14 protein-coding genes are annotated in these 17592 nt (G+C 70.1%); 2 read left to right on the top strand and 12 right to left on the bottom strand.

The features are described from left to right. Positions 1-255 precede the first annotated feature (255 nt). From ACFV9O_RS17235 to ACFV9O_RS17185, 11 genes are all read right to left on the bottom strand, one after another. Entirely contained in the window at positions 256-1077 is an 822-nt protein-coding gene (locus ACFV9O_RS17235; RefSeq protein WP_385418295.1) for a shikimate dehydrogenase, read from the bottom strand. Further along, complete coding sequence (mltG, locus tag ACFV9O_RS17230; RefSeq protein ID WP_385418293.1) at positions 1074-2834, bottom strand: endolytic transglycosylase MltG; 1761 nt, start codon at positions 2832-2834, stop codon at positions 1074-1076. The genes ACFV9O_RS17235 and mltG overlap by 4 nt, the downstream gene beginning before the upstream one ends. A 100-nt stretch (positions 2835-2934) precedes the next feature. Then, positions 2935-3399, bottom strand: coding sequence for a Holliday junction resolvase RuvX (gene ruvX, locus ACFV9O_RS17225; protein ID WP_385418290.1), 465 nt, complete (start codon positions 3397-3399; stop codon positions 2935-2937). Positions 3400-3404: 5 nt separating this feature from the next. Further along, complete coding sequence (alaS, locus tag ACFV9O_RS17220; protein ID WP_385418287.1) at positions 3405-6074, bottom strand: alanine--tRNA ligase; 2670 nt, start codon at positions 6072-6074, stop codon at positions 3405-3407. Continuing rightward, positions 6074-6433, bottom strand: coding sequence for a DUF6167 family protein (locus tag ACFV9O_RS17215; protein WP_385418284.1), 360 nt, complete (start codon positions 6431-6433; stop codon positions 6074-6076). Before ACFV9O_RS17215 ends, alaS begins: the two co-directional genes overlap by 1 nt. Before the next feature lie 6 nt (positions 6434-6439). After that, on the bottom strand, positions 6440-6874 hold the full coding sequence (locus ACFV9O_RS17210) for a DUF948 domain-containing protein (RefSeq protein ID WP_385418281.1): 435 nt from the start codon (positions 6872-6874) through the stop codon (positions 6440-6442). 362 nt (positions 6875-7236) lie between these two features. Further along, positions 7237-7851, bottom strand: coding sequence for a 30S ribosomal protein S4 (gene rpsD / locus ACFV9O_RS17205; protein ID WP_351224211.1), 615 nt, complete (start codon positions 7849-7851; stop codon positions 7237-7239). Between the two features lie 371 nt (positions 7852-8222). Further along, on the bottom strand, positions 8223-9590 hold the full coding sequence (locus ACFV9O_RS17200; RefSeq protein WP_385418278.1) for a replication-associated recombination protein A: 1368 nt from the start codon (positions 9588-9590) through the stop codon (positions 8223-8225). 72 nt (positions 9591-9662) lie between these two features. Further along, positions 9663-10310, bottom strand: a complete 648-nt coding sequence (locus tag ACFV9O_RS17195; RefSeq protein WP_385418275.1) for a vitamin K epoxide reductase family protein — start codon at positions 10308-10310, stop codon at positions 9663-9665. A 171-nt stretch (positions 10311-10481) separates the two neighbouring features. Next, positions 10482-11744, bottom strand: a complete 1263-nt coding sequence (gene hisS / locus ACFV9O_RS17190; protein ID WP_385418273.1) for a histidine--tRNA ligase — start codon at positions 11742-11744, stop codon at positions 10482-10484. 11 nt (positions 11745-11755) lie between these two features. Next, positions 11756-12469, bottom strand: coding sequence for an MBL fold metallo-hydrolase (locus tag ACFV9O_RS17185; RefSeq protein ID WP_385418270.1), 714 nt, complete (start codon positions 12467-12469; stop codon positions 11756-11758). 151 nt (positions 12470-12620) lie between these two features. Between ACFV9O_RS17185 and ACFV9O_RS17180 the strand changes: the two genes are divergently transcribed. Continuing rightward, positions 12621-13406 (top strand): peptidylprolyl isomerase, encoded by a 786-nt coding sequence (locus ACFV9O_RS17180; protein WP_385418268.1) that lies wholly within the window; start codon positions 12621-12623, stop codon positions 13404-13406. A 174-nt stretch (positions 13407-13580) separates the two neighbouring features. After that, on the top strand, positions 13581-14810 hold the full coding sequence (locus ACFV9O_RS17175; protein WP_385418267.1) for a DUF349 domain-containing protein: 1230 nt from the start codon (positions 13581-13583) through the stop codon (positions 14808-14810). A gap of 113 nt (positions 14811-14923) precedes the next feature. Here the strand turns inward: ACFV9O_RS17175 and ACFV9O_RS17170 are convergent, their stop codons facing one another. Continuing rightward, entirely contained in the window at positions 14924-17428 is a 2505-nt protein-coding gene (locus ACFV9O_RS17170; protein WP_385418265.1) for a RelA/SpoT family protein, read from the bottom strand. Between the last annotated feature and the right edge of the window lie 164 nt (positions 17429-17592).

The following is a 17592-nucleotide window of genomic DNA, read 5'->3' as shown; positions in this document are numbered from 1 at the left end:
GCGACGGCGCGACCGGGTGCGCGGCCCTGGCCCGCCACCCCTGATCCTCCCACGTCCGCGGCGCCTCACGGTTCCACCGTCCGTCCTGCGGACGCCGGGAGCCATGGGTTCGACGGACAGCGAGAACCGGCCACCCTCGGTTGTTGCAGGCTCAAAGCCTACTTCTGTCGTGGGCGAGTGGATCTATCGCTCGATCCGCGGGGCCACTGGGTTCCCTGCGGTGGACGCGTTCGCGCACGTCATGGCGTCGGCCGCTCACGCCAGGGCGGCCCGCCCCGCCTCGCGCATCGCCGCCAACGGGGACCGGGTCTCGCCTGTGAACTGCTGGAACTGGAACACAGCTTGGTGGACCAGCAGGTCGAGGCCGCCCACGACGGCTCCGCCCTGCTCCGCCCAGGCAGCGGCGAGCGGGGTCGGCCAGGGGTCGTACAGCACGTCGAAGAGCGTGCCCGGACGCTCCGGTACGTACGGCACGAGCGCGTCGGTCGCTCCGGCGGGGGTGGTGGCGACGACGAGCGGGGCGTCGAAGGCGTGCGCCGCCTCCGCCCAGTCGGCGGTGTGCACCTCGATGCCGAGCCGCCCGCCCCAGCCGCGCATCTCGTCGGCGCGGGTGTGCGTCCGTACGTACGCGGTCACCGGGCCGGTGCAGATCCTCGCCAGTGCGGCGAGCGCGGAGGAGGCGGTCGCTCCCGCGCCGAGGACGGCCGCGTACTCCACCTTCTCGACGCCCCGCTCGCGCAGGGCGGCGATCATGCCCGGGATGTCGGTGTTGTCGCCGGTGCGGCGGCCGTCCTCGGTGATGACAACGGTGTTGACGGCCTCGACCGAGGCCGCGGTGTCGCTGATCGCGTCGAGGAGCGGGATGACGGCCCGCTTGAGCGGCATGGTCAGGGACAGCCCCGCCCAGGAGTCGTCGAGCCCCTGCATGAAGCCCGGCAGATCCGTCTCGTTGACCTCGAACCGGTCGTACGTCCAGTCCGTGAGGCCGAGCGCCTCATAGGCGGCGCGGTGCAGGACCGGGGACAGGGAGTGGGCGATGGGCGATCCGAGCACCGCCGCCCTGTGTCGGGTACTCACTGGCCGGACTTCTCTCGTTCCTCGTTGTACTTCTGGCGGTTGCGCTCATGCTCCTCGTTGGTCACCGCGAACAGGGTCGTTTCCTCGGTGATCGACACGAAGTAGTACCAAGGGCCGGGGGCCGGTTTGATGGCGGAGGCGAGCGCGGCCGCGCCCGGGTTGCCGATGGGGCCGGGAGGCAGGCCCTTGATGTAGTAGGTGTTGTACGGGTCCTTGAACTTGCGCAGGTCCTTGACCGCGCCCGTGTCCAGGGTACTTTCGCTCTTCGCGTAGTTGACCGTGGAGTCGAAGTCGAGCAGACCGTACGTCTCCGTGTTTCCCGGCTTGAGCCGGTTGTAGACGACGCGCGAGACCTTGTCGAAGTCGTGCTTGTACTTGCCTTCCGCCTGGACCAGGCTCGCCACGGTGATGAGTTCCAGCGGCGATTTCAGACCGAGTTTCGCGGCCTCGGCCTTGAGGTCCTTCTTCTTGTACTCCTGGTTGGCGCGGGCGACCATCGCCTTGAGGACGACCTCGGGCTTGGTGCCCTTGGCGACCGGGTAGGCGGCCGGGAAGAGGAATCCTTCCAGCGGGTCCTTGACGTTCGGCTGGCCGGTCGCCCAGTCGGGCAGGCCGAGATTCTTCGCCTGTTCGTTCGCGACCTTCTCGGTCGTTCCCTTGTCGAGTTGGAGCCGGGTGTCGATCTGCTCGTAGACCCACGAATTCCGCTTGCCTTCGGGAATGACCAGGGAATTGCGGCTCGCGGGATCGAGCATGGCCTCGACGGCGTTCGCCGCCGACATTCCCTTCTTGAGGATGTAGACGCCCGCCTGGATCTTCTTCCCGTCGGGGTTCTTCTCCTGGGCGGCGACGAAGGCGTCGACGCTCTTCACGACTCCGGCCGCCTTCAGGGCGTTGCCGATGGTGGCGCCGGTCGCGCCCTGCGGGATCTCGACCTGGACGCTGCCGGTGCCCTCGCCCGCGAAGTCGGGTGCCGCACCGAAGCGGTCCTGCCAGAAGTGGTAACCGGCATAGCCGAGGCCGCCGACGCCACCCACCAGGACCACGGCGACGAAGAGGCACGCGACGCCGCTGCGGCCCTTCTTCTGCTTCTTGGACGAGCCGCGGCCGTCGCGGCCCCCGCCGCGACGGGACCCACCCGGCTCGTCGTCGTAGTCGTCGTCCGGGCCGTCGTCACCGGTGAAGAAGGGGTGGGTCTCCTCCTCGTGCTCCGTCTCCCACTCGGGCTCGGGCTCCCGGGCCGGTGGCCTGCGGCGGCCGGGCGGCTGGGGCGGCGGGTACGCCTCGGGAGTGCTGTAGGGGTCGGGGGCCTGACCGTAGGGAGCGCCCTGCACGGGCTCGTACGGCATCACCGGATGCTGCCCGGTGTCCCATCCCCCGGCGCCGTACTGCTGGTCGCCGTACTGCTGGGGGCCGCTGTACTGCTGCGGGCCGCCGTAGGGCTGCTGCTGGCCGTGGCCGTACTGCTGCTGACCGCCGTAGTCCTGGGGGCCGCCGCCGTACTGCTGGTGCTGGTCACCGTACGGCTGCTGGTAGGGGTCCTGGTAGCCGCCGCCGTACTGCTGCGGCTGGGGCGGTTGCTGCTGACCCGGGTGCGGCTGCTGGGGCGGCTGCTGCCGGCCCAGGTACGGCTGCTGGGCACCGTACGGTCCGGCAGGGCCGCCCGGGCCCTGCTGACCTCTCCATCCCTCGTCCCCGTACAACGGGTCCTCGGGATGCCACGGTTCGGAGCCGGGGCCCCGGCCATACTCAGTCATCGATCCCCAAACAGCCGCGAGGGGACCGGACGGTCCGCCTCTACGTGTACGGCAGCTGTTCGAACGCCGCCGCGTCGCGCGGAACGTTACCGTATCGCGATCAGATGACCACTTCGACGCTCTCGCCGGGCGGATTACCCGATACCCGTTCGGTCTCAAGAGCGTTCTGAAGGATGATCACAGCGGCTGCCTGATCGATGACAGACCGGCCCTTCTTGGACTTCACGCCCGATGCACGGAGCCCCTGACCGGCCGTCACTGTGGTCATCCTCTCGTCCACGAGCCGCACCGGCACCGGGGCGATGCCGCGTGCGAGCTCCTGGGCGAAGGCACGGACCTTGGCCGCCGCCGGGCCCTCGCCGCCGCTGAGCGAGCGGGGCAGGCCGACGACGACCTCGAGCGGTTCGTACTCCTCGACGAGCTGTCGCAGCCGCCGGTGGGCGGCCGGGACGTCACGTCCCGGCACGGTCTCCACCGGGGTGGCGAGGACCCCGTCGGGGTCGCACGAGGCGACCCCGATCCGGGCGTCCCCGACGTCGATCGAGAGACGACGTCCTCTGCGCATGTCGATCAGGCCGTCTCGGCGACCAGGCGCTCGACGGCGTCGATGGCGTCGCCGATCGCGGCCGGGTTCTGGCCGCCGCCCTGGGCGACGTCCGGCTTGCCGCCACCGCCGCCGCCGAGGGTCTTGGCGGCCGTACGGACCAGCTCGCCGGCCTTGAGGCCGCGCTCGCGGGCGGCCTCGTTGGTGGCGATGACGGTCAGCGGGCGGCCGTTGGCCGTGGCGAACAGGGCCACGACGGCCGGGCGGTCACCCGGGATGCGGCCGCGGACGTCGAGGACCAGCTTGCGCAGGTCGTCGGCGGAGGTGCCGTCCGGGACCTGGCCGGTGACCAGGGCCGTGCCGCGGACGTCCTTGGCGCCCTCGGCGAGCCCGGCAGCTGCCTGGAGGACCTTCTCCGCGCGGAACTTCTCGATCTCCTTCTCGGCGTCCTTGAGCTTGCCGAGCATGGTGGCGATCTTCTCGGGCAGCTCCTCGGGGCGGCCCTTGACCAGCTCCTGGAGCTGGGCGACGACCGTGTGCTCCCTGGCCAGGAAGTTGTACGCGTCGACGCCGACGAGGGCCTCGATACGGCGCACGCCCGAGCCGATCGACGACTCGCCGAGCAGCTTCACCAGACCCAGTTGGGCGGTGTTGTGCACGTGCGTACCGCCGCAGAGCTCCTTGGAGAAGTCGCCGATGGTGACGACCCGGACCCGCTCGCCGTACTTCTCGCCGAACTCGGCGATGGCACCCTGCTTCTTGGCCTCGTCGATGCTCATGATCTCGGCCTGGACGTCGAGCTCACGGGCGAGCACCTCGTTGATCTTCTGCTCGACGTCGGTGAGGACCGTGCCGGGGACGGCGGACGGCGAGCCGAAGTCGAAGCGGAAGCGGCCGGGCGAGTTCTCGGAACCGGCCTGGGCCGCCGTCGGGCCGAGGGCGTCGCGCAGCGCCTGGTGCGTGAGGTGCGTGGCGCTGTGGGCGCGGGCGATGGCGCGGCGGCGCCTGACGTCGATGGCGGCGTAGGCGGAGGCGCCCACGGTCACCTCGCCGACCTGCACCGAGCCCTTGTGCACGGAGACGCCGGGCACGGGCTGCTGGACGTCGCGGATCTCGATGACGGCGCCGGTGTCGAGCTTGATCCGGCCCTGGTCGGCGAGCTGGCCGCCGCCCTCGGCGTAGAACGGGGTACGGTCGAGGACGACCTCGACCTCGTCGCCCTCGGAGGCGGCGGGCGACGGAACGCCGTCGACGAGCAGGCCGACGATGGTCGACTCGCCCCCGTTGTGGGAGTAGCCCGTGAACTCGGTCGAGCCGGCGGTGTCGGCGACCTCGCGGTAGGCGGACAGGTCGGCGTGACCGGTCTTCTTGGCCTTGGCGTCGGCCTTGGCGCGCTCGCGCTGCTCCTTCATCAGACGGCGGAAGCCGTCCTCGTCCACGGTCAGGCCCTGCTCGGCGGCCATCTCGAGGGTGAGGTCGATGGGGAAGCCCCAGGTGTCGTGGAGCAGGAAGGCCTTGTCGCCGGCGAGCACCTTCGAGCCGGCGCTCCTGGCCTCGGTGACGGCACCGTCCAGGACGTTCGTTCCGGCGTTCAGCGTCTTGAGGAAGCGGGCCTCTTCGGCGAGCGCGACGGTCTCGATGCGCTTGCGGTCGGTCTCCAGCTCCGGGTACTGCTGGCCCATGGTCTTGATGACCACGTCGATGAGCGCGCCGACGACCGGCTCCGTGGCGCCGAGCAGCCGCATGTTGCGGATGGCGCGGCGCATGATGCGGCGCAGCACGTAGCCCCGGCCCTCGTTGCCCGGGGTGACGCCGTCGCCGATGAGCATCACGGACGTCCGGATGTGGTCGGCGACCACGCGCATCGAGACGTCCGAGGCATGGTCGGCGCCGTAGCGCACGCCGGTGAGCTCGGTGGCCTTGTCCATGACGACGCGCAGGGTGTCGGTCTCGTACATGTTCTGCACGCCCTGCAGGATCATGGCGAGGCGCTCGAGGCCGAGACCGGTGTCGATGTTCTTGCTCGGCAGGTCGCCGAGGATCTCGAAGTCCTCCTTGCCGGACCCCTCTCCGCGCTCGTACTGCATGAAGACCAGGTTCCAGATCTCCACGTAGCGCTCGTCGTTGACGGCGGGGCCGCCCTCGGGGCCGAACTCGGGGCCGCGGTCGTAGTTGATCTCCGAGCAGGGGCCACAGGGGCCGGGGACGCCCATGGACCAGAAGTTGTCCTTCTTGCCGAGGCGCTGGATGCGCTCGGCGGGAACGCCGATGATCTCGCGCCAGATGCGCTCGGCCTCGTCGTCGTCGAGGTAGACGGTGATCCAGAGCTTCTCCGGCTCCAGCCCGTAGCCGCCGTCCGCCACGGGGGCGGTGAGCAGCTCCCAGGCGAGCTTGATGGCGCCTTCCTTGAAGTAGTCGCCGAAGGAGAAGTTGCCGCACATCTGGAAGAACGTGCCGTGGCGGGTGGTCTTGCCGACCTCTTCGATGTCGGGCGTACGCACACACTTCTGCACGCTGGTGGCGCGCGGAGCGGGCGGCTTGACCTCGCCGAGGAAGTACGGCTTGAAGGGAACCATTCCCGCGTTGACCAGCAGCAGAGTCGGGTCGTCCGCGATGAGCGACGCCGAAGGCACGACGGTGTGCCCGCGCTCCTCGAAGAAGCTCAGCCAGCGGCGGCGGATTTCAGCCGACTCCATCAGTGGTCCTCATTCCGGTTGTACGAGTGCTTCTTGTCAAGCATCCCGTAGTGCTTCTCGTCCTGCTTGTGGTTTTCTCGTCGGCCCTCGAGGGCGGTCAGACGCCGCTGCGGGGGCAGCCCGTGGTGGGCGGGTGCCCCGATGCCGAGTGCGTCGCCGAGCTCGGCCTCGCGCTGGACCATCCCGGCCCGGACGTCGAGGGCGAAGCCCTTGAGGCGGTGTCCGGTCTCGATCGCCTTGTTGGCGGCCTGGGCTGCCAGGCTCTCGGGGGTCAGCTGCCTGAGCTTGCGGTTGACCTTGGTGGTGGCCCACACACCGGCGGCGGCGCCTGCGGTGAACCAGAACGCACGACGGAACATCGCGGCCTAGCCCTTCTGCTTCCGGCGCCTCGCGGCCGGCACGGTGCGGCCGACGACGACCGTGCGCCGTACCCGCTCGGGCGGCGCCTCGTCGGTCTTGTTGCGGCTCATCGCCCGGCGTACGCCGTAGCCGAACGCCGCGACCTTGACCAGCGGGCCGCCGAAGGTCGAGGCGACGGTCGTGGAGAGCGCCGACGCGTTGGAGGTGACCTCCTGGACGTCGGAGGCGATGGCGTCGACCCGGTCGAGCTGGGTCTGTGCGGAGCGTACGGCCTGCGAGGCGTCCGCCAGCAGCGGCACGGCCTGCTCCGTCACGTCCGCCACCAGCTTGGTGGTCGCCCTGAGCGTCTGGGCCAGCCTCACCAGCACCACGGCGAGGAAGGAGACCAGGATCGCCCAGAAGACGGCCACCAGGATCCCGGCAACCTCTCCACCGGTCACGCTGCACCGCTCTCTGCTCGTCGTCGGGCCTTCGAAAGTCGTCCTCCGACCCTATCGCGCCGGAGGTCGCAGCCTGTACCGGATCGACCGCGTCCCGGAGGGGAGTTGCGCAGGCCGATTGTACGGACTGTTCGCACCCGAGCACGCAGCGTGCACGCCGCGGCGACGGCAATCTCCCGGCAGACCCGGGCAATTCGGTCTCGGCCCTCTCGTCCGCGGCCAACTCCCGTGCGCGCTCGACGGGTTGCGAACAGCTCGGGGCGCAGCCGGTACGGGAACGCGGAAGCCCGCCGCTCCCCCGCAGGCAGGCGGGGAAGCGACGGGCTCGGGCGCGTGAGGCCGGTGGTGCTACGACCGCTGGATCAACGGGCGTAGTACTCGACGACGAGCTGCTCGTCGCAGATCACCGGGATCTCCTTGCGGTTCGGCTCCCGGTCCAGGCGGAAGGCGAGCGCCTTGAGGTTGACCTGCAGGTAGCGCGGGATCTCGCCGTCGGGGGCGAAACCACCCTCGCGCGCGACCTGGAACAGGCTCTTCTCGCGGGAACGCTCGCGGACCGTCACGACGTCGTCCGGGCGGACACGGAACGACGGCTTGTCGACCTTGCCACCGTTGACCTCGATGTGGCCGTGGACGACCATCTGACGGGCCTGGTAGATCGTGCGGGCGATACCGGAGCGGAGCACCAGGGCGTCGAGACGGCGCTCGAGCTCGATGATCAGCGCCTCACCGGTCTTGCCCTGGACCTTGCTGGCGCGCTCGTAGGCACGGACCAGCTGACGCTCGGAGACGTCGTACTGCGCGCGAAGGCGCTGCTTCTCGAGCAGACGGACCTTGTAGTCCGAAGTCTGCTTGCGGCCGCGGCCGTGCTCACCCGGCGGGTAGGGGCGAGCCTCGAAGTACTTGACGGCCTTCGGCGTCAGCGCGATACCAAGGGCACGGGACTTCTTGACCTTGGGACGGGACTGGTTCGGCATGAACCAACCTCTCTCGTTCTCTGTGAAATCGGCTTCACCAGGGTTAAGGGAGGTCGCATCCGCAGCCGGGGAAACCCATCGGGTCCTGCCGTGAACGGCAGACTCGGTGGGCAGCCGCTCCCCTGGTCTGGGCACATACGTGCAGCACGCGAGTGGCCCACCGACCGCCTTTTGGAGGGGTGGTGGGCTGCCCGCGACACCTTCGACGGTGCGCGACGCTCCTGGAGTCTCCGGCTCGAAAGCAGTGGAGACTCCGGCTGGATGTCCCGTTCTGGTGGTGCCGGTCGAGACCGGACACGGGACGCAGCGCTGCGGGCCAGTCTACAGGGCGTGCGAGGTGCTGCCGACACGGGAGTACCCGGCGCCGTTGATCAGCGGCCGTCGGCCGCGCCCTCGCCTCGCAGACGCTCGCGGACCTTCTCCACCACATCCGCGTACCGCGCCTCCGCGCCGTAGCGCGTCGGTTGGTAGTAGCGCCTCCCGTGGATCGCATCCGGTGCGTACTGCTGCGGTGCGATGGCGCCGGGGACGTCGTGCGGATACAGGTAGCCCTGAGCGTGACCGAGCTTGGCCGCGCCCTTGTAGTGGCCGTCGCGCAGATGGGGCGGGACCGGACCGGCCAGCCCGCCGCGCACGTCCGCCAGCGCCGCGCCTATCGCGGTCGTCGCCGCATTCGACTTGGGGGCGAGGGCCAGGGCGATCGTGGCGTGGCTGAGGGTCAGCGCGGCCTCGGGGAAGCCGATCATGGCGACGGCCTGGGCGGCGGCGACGGCCGTGGGCAGGGCGGTCGGATCGGCGAGACCGATGTCCTCGCTGGCCGAGATCATCAGGCGGCGCGCGATGAACCGGGGGTCCTCCCCCGCCTCGATCATCCGCGCCAGGTAGTGCAGCGCCGCGTCCACGTCGGAGCCACGGATGGACTTGATGAGCGCGCTCGCCACGTCGTAGTGCTGGTCGCCGTCGCGGTCGTACTTCACCGCGGCCCGGTCGACCGTCTCCTCCACGGTCTGCAGGGAGATCTCCTGCTCCCCCTTGGCGATGGCCGCGCCCGCGGCGGCTTCCAGGGCCGTCAGCGCCCGCCGGGCGTCTCCCCCGGCGATCCGCAGCAGATGGGCCTCGGCGTCCTCGGGGAGCGTCACCGCCCCGCCGAGGCCGCGCTCGGCGGGCAGCGCCCGTCGCAGCAGGCCGCGCAGATCGTCGTCGGTGAGCGGCTCCAGCGTCAGCAGCAGGAAGCGGGAGAGCAGCGGGGAGATCACCGAGAAGTAAGGATTCTCGGTCGTGGCCGCGATGAGCGTCACCCAGCGGTTCTCGACGGCCGGCAGCAGGGAGTCCTGCTGGGCCTTGCTGAAACGGTGGATCTCGTCGAGGAAGAGGACGGTCTCCTTGCCGAAGCCGCCGGCCGCGCGGCGGGCTCCGTCGATGACCGCCCGGACCTCCTTGACGCCCGCGGTGATCGCGGAGAGCTCCACGAACCGCTTGTTGGTCGCCTTGGAGACCACGTACGCCAGGGTCGTCTTGCCCGTGCCGGGCGGCCCCCACAGGATCACGGAGGAGGCGCCCGCCGGTCCCCCGCCGCCGTCGCCCACCAGACGCCGCAGCGGCGACCCCGGCTTCAGCAGATGCTGTTGGCCGACGACCTCGTCCAGGGTGCGCGGACGCATCCTGACGGCCAGGGGGCTCGCGGACGGGTCCTTCTCCTGGCGTTCCTCGGCAGCGGCGGTAAAGAGATCGGGCTCCACAGGGATGAAGCCTAAGTGAGGGGACTGACAACCCGGCCCGGACCCGTCGGCCCGCCCGGGCCACCGGGCCTGTCAGCCGGTCCAGAAGTCCCACCAGCGGGTCAGGATCAGCATCCCGATGACTCCGGTGTGCAGGACCGGCAGGACCCACGTGAACTCGGAGAGGAAGTTCTTCGCCCACTCCGGGGCCGGCAGCAGGCCCTTGCGGATGTTGTGCGAGGTCACGTACCAGAACATGACGATCGTGGCGACCCAGGCCAGGCAGCACCACAGGCACAGCGCGTTGATGGTGTACAGCGACTGGTACTGGAGCCAGGTGCAGAATCCGACGCCGAAGAGGGTGCCCGCGTTGAAGGTGAGCCAGTACCAGCGGCGGAAGCGGGCGCCGGCGAGCAGGCTCATGCCGACACAGATCACGATCCCGTAGGCGACGAGCCCGAGCATCGGGTTGGGGAAGCCGAAGGCCGACGCCTGCTCGCTCTCCATGACGCTGCCGCAGGACACGATCGGGTTGAGGCTGCAGCCGGGGGTGAACGTCTCCCCCGCGATCTTGGCCTCGAGGATCTTGAACTTGTCGATCGTGATGATCCAGGCGGCCAGCAGGCCGGCCGCGCCGGTGATCACGAGCAGCCATGCGAAGGCACGGCTGCCTCCGACCGCGCCCCGCACGCGCTCCGATTCCTCGCCGGAGGACACGCCGTCAACCGCTGCAGTCGTCATATCGCTGTTCCATCACTCGGTGGCTGCTGGGGCATGGTCATTCTGCCGCACATGAGACCGTGTCCACCGTTCGATGGACATAAGCATGGGACATGAGCAGGCGTGGTCGCCGGCCCCGAAGACGGGCCCGGACCGTGGTGAAGCGGTCCGGGCCCTCGTATCAGGCCGTGCTCAGGCGAGCTTCGCCCGGATCTCCGCGACCACCGCGTCCACGGCGACCGGGGCCTGCTCGCCGGACTCCAGGTCCTTGAGCTGGACCACGCCCTCCGCGAGGTCGCGCTCGCCGGCGACGATCGCGAACCGTGCGCCGCTGCGGTTCGCGCTCTTCATCGCGCCCTTGAGGCCCTTGCCGCCGTACGAGAAGTCCGCCGCGACGCCTTCCTTGCGCAGTCGCGTGACGACGCCGAAGAGGACCCGGCGGGCCTCCTCGCCCAGCGGAACCGCGAACACGCTGGTACTCGACGGGAGTTCGAGCTCGATCCCCTCCGCCTCCAGCGCCAGGACCGTGCGGTCCACGCCCAGCGCCCAGCCGACCGACGGCAGCGCCGGGCCGCCGATCATCTCGGAGAGGCCGTCGTAGCGGCCACCGCCGCCCACCGCGGACTGCGAGCCGAGACCGTCGTGGACGAACTCGAACGTCGTGCGCGTGTAGTAGTCCAGGCCGCGCACCAGCTTCTCGTCGTCCTCGTACACCACGCCCGCAGCGGTGAGCAGCTCGCGCACCTCCTCGTGGTACGCCTTGCACGCGTCGCACAGGTAGTCGCGCAGCAGCGGCGCCCCCACGAGTTGCTTCTGGACCGCGTCGCGCTTGTCGTCGAGGACCCGCAGCGGGTTGATGTCGACACGGCGGCGGGTGTCCTCGTCCAGCTCGAGCCCGCGCAGGAAGCCCTGGAGCGCGTCGCGGTAGACGGGACGGCACTCCTTGTCACCGAGCGAGTTCAGCAGGATGCGGAAGTTGCGCAGGCCCAGCGAGCGGTACGCCTGGTCGGCCAGGATGATCAGCTCGGCGTCGAGCGCAGGGTCCTCGGCACCGATCGCCTCGGCGCCGACCTGCGAGAAGTGCCTGTACCGGCCCTTCTGCGGGCGCTCGTAGCGGTAGTACGAGCCCGAGTACCAGAGCTTGACGGGCAGGTTTCCCGCCTTGTGGAGGTTGGCCTCCAGCGCCGCGCGGAGCACGGACGCGGTGCCCTCGGGACGCAGGGCGAGCTTGTCGCCGCCCTTGGTCTCGAAGGCGTACATCTCCTTGGTGACGATGTCGGTGGACTCGCCGACACCGCGGGCGAACAGCTCGACGTTCTCGAAGCCCGGCGTCTCGACGTAGCCGTAGCCGGAGTTCTTCAGCGGGGCGGAGATCGCCTCCCGCACCGCCAGGTACTTCGCGGAGTCCGGCGGGATGAGGTCGTACGTGCCTTTGGGGGCCTGGAAGGTACTCACGAAAAGTCTCGTCACATTCCTCGTCGGGGAGCGGCGGTCGTTCCGTCTCCCTGGCCGCCGGCCACCTCCCGCAGATACGGGTTGGTGGCGCGCTCGCGGCCGATGGTCGTCTGGGGGCCGTGGCCGGACAGCACCACGGTCGAGTCGTCGAGGGGCAGGCACACGCGGGCCAGCGAGTCGAGCATCTCGGCCATGTCACCGCCGGGCAGGTCGGTGCGTCCGATGGAGCCGGCGAAGAGCAGATCGCCCGAGAAGAAGACCGGCGGGATGTCCGCGGCCTCGGGCAGGCTGAAGGTCACCGACCCCTTGGTATGACCGGGCGCGTGCGACACGGTCAGCTCCAGACCCGCCAGCTTCAGCGAGGCGCCGTCCGCCAGCTCGTGGACGTCGTCCGGCTCCCCCACCGTCAGCTCGCCCATGAGCTGCGTCCCGATCGAGCGGCCGAGGGCCTTCGCCGGGTCGCTCATCATGTACCGGTCGGAGGGGTGGATCCACGCCGGTACGTCATGGGCCCCGCAGACCGGGACGACGGAGGCGACATGGTCGATGTGGCCGTGGGTGAGCATCACGGCCACAGGCTTGAGCCGATGCTTCTTGAGCGTCTCCTCGACCCCCTGGGCGGCCTGGTGGCCCGGGTCGATGATCACGCACTCCTCGCCTGCGGCCGGGGCGACCAGGTAACAGTTGGTCCCCCAGGCCCCTGCGGGGAACCCGGCAATAAGCACGATCGTCCTCGATGTGTCGTCCGACGGGGATGTTGCTGTATTGAATTGCAACAGGTCAGAGCCTACCGGCGCTGCTCATTTCACAGCCAACCCGTATACGGTACGGGCACACTCGCCCGGACGGATCACACCATTACGAGGAGAAGACCCGGTGGTCAGCAGCGATCAGCGGCGGCGGCAGCTCGCCAGGGAGAAGTTCGAGCGGCAGCAGCAGCGCCGGGAAGAGGCACGGCACAAGGCCAAGCGCCGCAACACCGTCATCGCCGCGGCACTCGCCGTGGCGCTCGCCGCGGGCGCCGCGGCGTACGCCTCGGTCGGCCTCGCGGACGGCGGCTCCGACAGCAATGACTCGGCGGCCGATTCGACCCCCTCCGCGACACCCACGGAGAGCAGCACGCCCGAGCCCGCGATGGCCATCGACGCCAAGGCCAAGTACACGATGTCGCTCAGGACCAGCCAGGGCGACATCTCCATCGCGATGGACGCGGCGAAGACGCCGCGCACGGTGAACTCGTTCAAGCACCTCGCGGACAAGGGCTTCTTCGACAGCACGAAGTGTCACCGGCTCACCACGGACGGCATCTTCGTGCTGCAGTGCGGCGACCCGAAGGGCGACGGCACCGGCGGACCCGGCTACACGATCCCGGACGAGAACCTGACGGGGCTCGGCAAGGCGGGCGCGGACGGCACGGTCACGTACGAGGCCGGCACGGTGGCGATGGCGAACACGGGACAGCCGAACAGCGGCGGCAGCCAGTTCTTCCTCGTCTACAAGGACAGCAAACTGCCCCCCGGCTACACGCCGTTCGGCACCATGGACAAGACCGGCCTGGACGCGGTCAAGGCGGTCGCGGCCGGCGGCGTCGAAGGAGGCGCGACGGACGGAGCCCCCAAGAAGGCGGTCACCGTCAAGAAGGCGGCGGTCAGCAAGGGGTGACCCGGCGAATTCGGCGGCGCCGAGTGCGGACAGCCGGGCAGCCGGTCGCCTAGATTGGCGTTGTGCAGCGCGGCCCGGCCCGCGCTGTGGAAGACGGGCGAGGCCCGTCCAGGAAACTGTGGACGATGCCCAGGGGGAGCACCCCCCTCGCAGGCATCATGTGGAGGAGGCGCTGTGAGCAGCGACCCGTGGGGCCGCGTCGACGAGACGGGCACCGTGTACGTGCGGACTTCCGAGGGCGAGCAGGTCGTCGGATCGTGGCAGGCCGGTACTCCCGAGGAGGCACTGGCCTACTTCGAGCGCAAGTACGAGGGCTTGGTTGTCGAGATCGGCCTCCTCGAGAAGCGGGTGAAGACCACCGACCTGTCGGCCAAGGATGCGATGGCCGCCATCGATCACATCCGTCACCAGGTCGACGAGCATCACGCCGTCGGTGACCTCGGCGCCCTGCGCAAGCGCCTGGACGCGCTCGTCGCGACCGTCGAGGCGCGCCGCGAGGAGCGCAAGGCACAGAAGGCCAAGCAGACCGACGAGGCCAGGCACGCCAAGGAGGCGCTGGTCGTGGAGGCCGAGGAGCTGGCGCAGAGCGAGCAGTGGCGGGCGGCCGGCGAGCGGCTGCGCGCTCTCGTGGACACCTGGAAGGGCCTGCCCCGGCTCGACCGGAAGTCCGACGACGAGCTGTGGCACCGCTTCTCGCACGCGCGCTCGGCGTTCTCCAAGCGCCGCAAGGCGCACTTCGCCTCGCTGGACGCGCAGCGCGAGGTGGCCCGGCAGACGAAGGAGCGGCTGGTCGCCGAGGCCGAGTCGCTGTCCGGCTCGACGGACTGGGGTGCCACGGCCGCGCGCTATCGCGAGCTGATGACCGAGTGGAAGGCCGCGGGCCGCGCCCAGCGCGAGCACGAGGACGACCTGTGGAACCGCTTCCGCGGCGCCCAGGACATCTTCTTCGCCGCGCGCAGCGGGGTCTTCGCCGAGCGCGACGCGGAGCAGACCGAGAACCTGAAGCTCAAGGAGGAGCTGGCGGCCGAGGCCGAGAAGCTCGTCCCGGTGACGGACCTGAAGGCAGCCCGTGCCGCCTTCCGTTCCATCAACGAGCGCTGGGAGGCCATCGGTCATGTCCCGCGCGACGCCCGGCCGAAGGTCGAGGGCCGGATGCACGCCGTGGAGCGCGCGATCCAGGAGGCCGAGGAGGCCGAGTGGCGCCGCACCAACCCGGAGGCCCGGGCGCGTGCCGAGGGTCTGACGGGCCAGCTGCAGGCGGCGGTCGACAAGCTGCGTCAGCAGATCGACGCGGCGCGTGCGTCCGGTAACAACGCCCGGGCGGACAAGCTCGCGAAGGAGCTCGAGGGCCGGCAGGCGCTGCTGGACCAGGCCCTGAAGGGCCTGGAGGAGTTCGGCGGCTGACAGGTCGTGACGAAGGCCCCGGTACGGGATTCCGTACCGGGGCCTTCGTACGTGTCGGGCGGGTCGGGGCAGCATCCACTGTGCGGCTGCGCCGCGTGGGCCCGCCGCAGGTGCTACGGGCGGCGCGCCGATGTCACGCGGTACACGTCGTACACGCCCTCCACGCCCCGGACCGCCTTGAGGACGTGGCCGAGGTGCTTGGGGTCGCCCATCTCGAAGGTGAAGCGGGAGGTGGCGACGCGGTCGCGGGAGGTCTGGACGGCCGCCGACAGGATGTTGACGTGCTGGTCCGACAGGACCCGGGTGACGTCCGAGAGGAGCCGGGAGCGGTCCAGGGCCTCGACCTGGATGGCGACCAGGAAGACCGAGGACTGCGTGGGCGCCCACTCGACGTCGAGGATCCGCTCGGGCTGCTGGGAAAGCGAGTCCACGTTGACGCAGTCCGCCCGGTGGACCGAGACGCCGCTGCCGCGGGTGACGAAGCCGATGATCGGGTCGCCGGGGACGGGCGTACAGCACCGGGCGAGCTTCACCCAGACGTCCTCGACACCCTTGACGACGACACCGGGGTCGGCGGCGGCGCGGCGCTTGCGGCCGCGGGTGCGGGACGGCGGGACGGACTCGGCGATGTCCTCGGTTGCGGCTTCCTCGCCGCCGAGGGCCTGGACGAGCTTCTGGACGACGCCCTGGGCGGCGACATGGCCCTCGCCGATCGCCGCGTACAGCGAGGAGATGTCGGGGTAGCGCATCTCGTGCGCCAGCGTCACCAGCGAGTCGCCGGTGAGGATGCGCTGGATCGGCAGGTTCTGCTTGCGCATGGCCCGCGCGATGGCGTCCTTGCCGTGCTCGATCGCCTCGTCCCGGCGCTCCTTGGAGAACCAGGCCCGGATCTTGTTCCTCGCCCGGGGCGACTTGACGAAGCCGAGCCAGTCGCGGGACGGGCCGGCACCGGTGGCCTTGGAGGTGAAGACCTCCACCAAGTCACCGTTGTCCAGGGTGGATTCGAGCGGTACGAGACGGCCGTTGACGCGGGCGCCTATGGTGCGGTGGCCGACCTCGGTGTGGACGGCGTACGCGAAGTCGACGGGAGTGGCGCCCGCGGGGAGCGCTATGACGTCGCCCTTCGGCGTGAAGACGAAGACCTCGTTGCGGGACAGGTCGAAGCGCAGGGACTCCAGGAACTCGCCCGGGTCCTCGGTCTCCTTCTGCCAGTCGAGGAGCTGCCGCAGCCACGCCATGTCGTTGACGGTGTCGTGGCCCGCGCTGCCCCTGGCGGCCTTGGGCACGTCGGTACGGATCTTGGAGGCGCCGGCGACGGTCTCCTGCTTGTACTTCCAGTGCGCGGCGATGCCGTACTCGGCGCGGCGGTGCATGTCGAACGTACGGATCTGGAGTTCGACGGGCTTGCCGTTGGGTCCGATGACCGTCGTGTGCAGCGACTGGTACATGTTGAACTTCGGCATCGCGATGTAGTCCTTGAACCGCCCCGGTACCGGGTTCCAGCGGGCGTGGACGGTGCCGAGCGCCGCGTAGCAGTCGCGGACGGTGTCGACGAGGACGCGGATGCCGACCAGGTCGTAGATCTCCGCGAAGTCACGGCCGCGGACGATCATCTTCTGGTAGACGCTGTAGTAGTGCTTCGGGCGGCCGGTGACGGTGGCCTTGATGCGTGCGGCGCGCAGATCGGACTGGACCTCGTCGGTCACTATGGCGAGGTACTCGTCGCGCTTGGGCGCGCGCTCGGCGACGAGCCGCACGATCTCGTCGTACATCTTCGGGTAGAGGATCGCGAAGGCGAGGTCCTCCAGCTCCCACTTGATGGTGTTCATGCCCAGCCGGTGCGCCAGCGGGGCGTAGATCTCCAGGGTCTCGCGGGCCTTCTTCTCCTGCTTCTCCCGCTTGAGGTAGCGCATCGTGCGCATGTTGTGCAGGCGGTCGGCGAGCTTGATGACCAGGACGCGCGGGTCCTTGGCCATGGCGACGACCATCTTGCGTACGGTCTCGGCCTGCGCGGCCTCACCGAACTTGACCTTGTCGAGCTTGGTGACGCCGTCGACGAGGAGCGCGACCTGGTCGCCGAAGTCGCGGCGCAGGGTGTCCAGGCCGTACTCGGTGTCCTCGACGGTGTCGTGCAGGAGGCCCGCCATCAGCGTCGCCGGATCCATGCCGAGCTCGGCGAGGATGGTGGTGACGGCGAGGGGGTGCGTGATGTACGGATCGCCGCTCTTGCGCTTCTGACCGCGATGCCAGCGCTCGGCGACCTGGTAGGCCCGCTCGATCTGGCGGAGCGTCGACGTCTCGATCTTCGGATCGTTGCTCCGGACGATGCGGAGCAGGGGCTCCAGGACCGGGTTGTACGGGCTGGAGCGCTGCACGCCGAGGCGGGCGAGGCGGGCGCGGACACGGTTCGACGAACCGCCGGAGCGCGTCGCCGGGGCGGGCGCGGGCTTCGGGGCGGACACGGGGGCGGGAGCGGAGGCCGATCCGTTCGTACGCTCGGGCGCGGCCGCGGCCTCGGGCTTCTCCGCGGACTTCTTCTCGGGCGCGGCAGGGACCGCCACAGCCCTGTCGGCCTGCTGCTCGGGCTGCGCGGTGGCGCGCTGGGCCTCGTCTGGCAAGAGCACTCCTCGTGCGGATCCGGGTCCCCCGGTCAGGCCCGGAAAGGCCATGGTATCGACCCCGGGCGTTCACCTCGCCCCGGGACGGGGACTGTCCAGAACGCGGAACGGGCACCCGGTGTTCCCGGGTGCCCGTTCCGTACCGCCGTATGCCGGTGCTGAGC

Origin of the sequence: Streptomyces sp. NPDC059909 (assembly GCF_042730885.1) — a bacterium.
In the GTDB taxonomy this organism is placed as follows: Bacteria; Actinomycetota; Actinomycetes; order Streptomycetales; family Streptomycetaceae; genus Streptomyces.
The sequence above is the reverse complement of the archived record's forward strand: the minus strand, read 5'-3'. Positions and strand labels throughout refer to the sequence as shown.

Coding starts and splice junctions, on each gene's coding strand:
- rpsD (WP_351224211.1), bottom strand. CDS start 7,851: ATGCCGAACCAGTCCCGTCCCAAGGTCAAGAAGTCCCGTGCCCTTGGT.
- mltG (WP_385418293.1), bottom strand. CDS start 2,834: ATGACTGAGTATGGCCGGGGCCCCGGCTCCGAACCGTGGCATCCCGAG.
- ruvX (WP_385418290.1), bottom strand. CDS start 3,399: ATGCGCAGAGGACGTCGTCTCTCGATCGACGTCGGGGACGCCCGGATC.
- alaS (WP_385418287.1), bottom strand. CDS start 6,074: ATGGAGTCGGCTGAAATCCGCCGCCGCTGGCTGAGCTTCTTCGAGGAG.
- ACFV9O_RS17195 (WP_385418275.1), bottom strand. CDS start 10,310: ATGACGACTGCAGCGGTTGACGGCGTGTCCTCCGGCGAGGAATCGGAG.
- ACFV9O_RS17215 (WP_385418284.1), bottom strand. CDS start 6,433: ATGTTCCGTCGTGCGTTCTGGTTCACCGCAGGCGCCGCCGCCGGTGTG.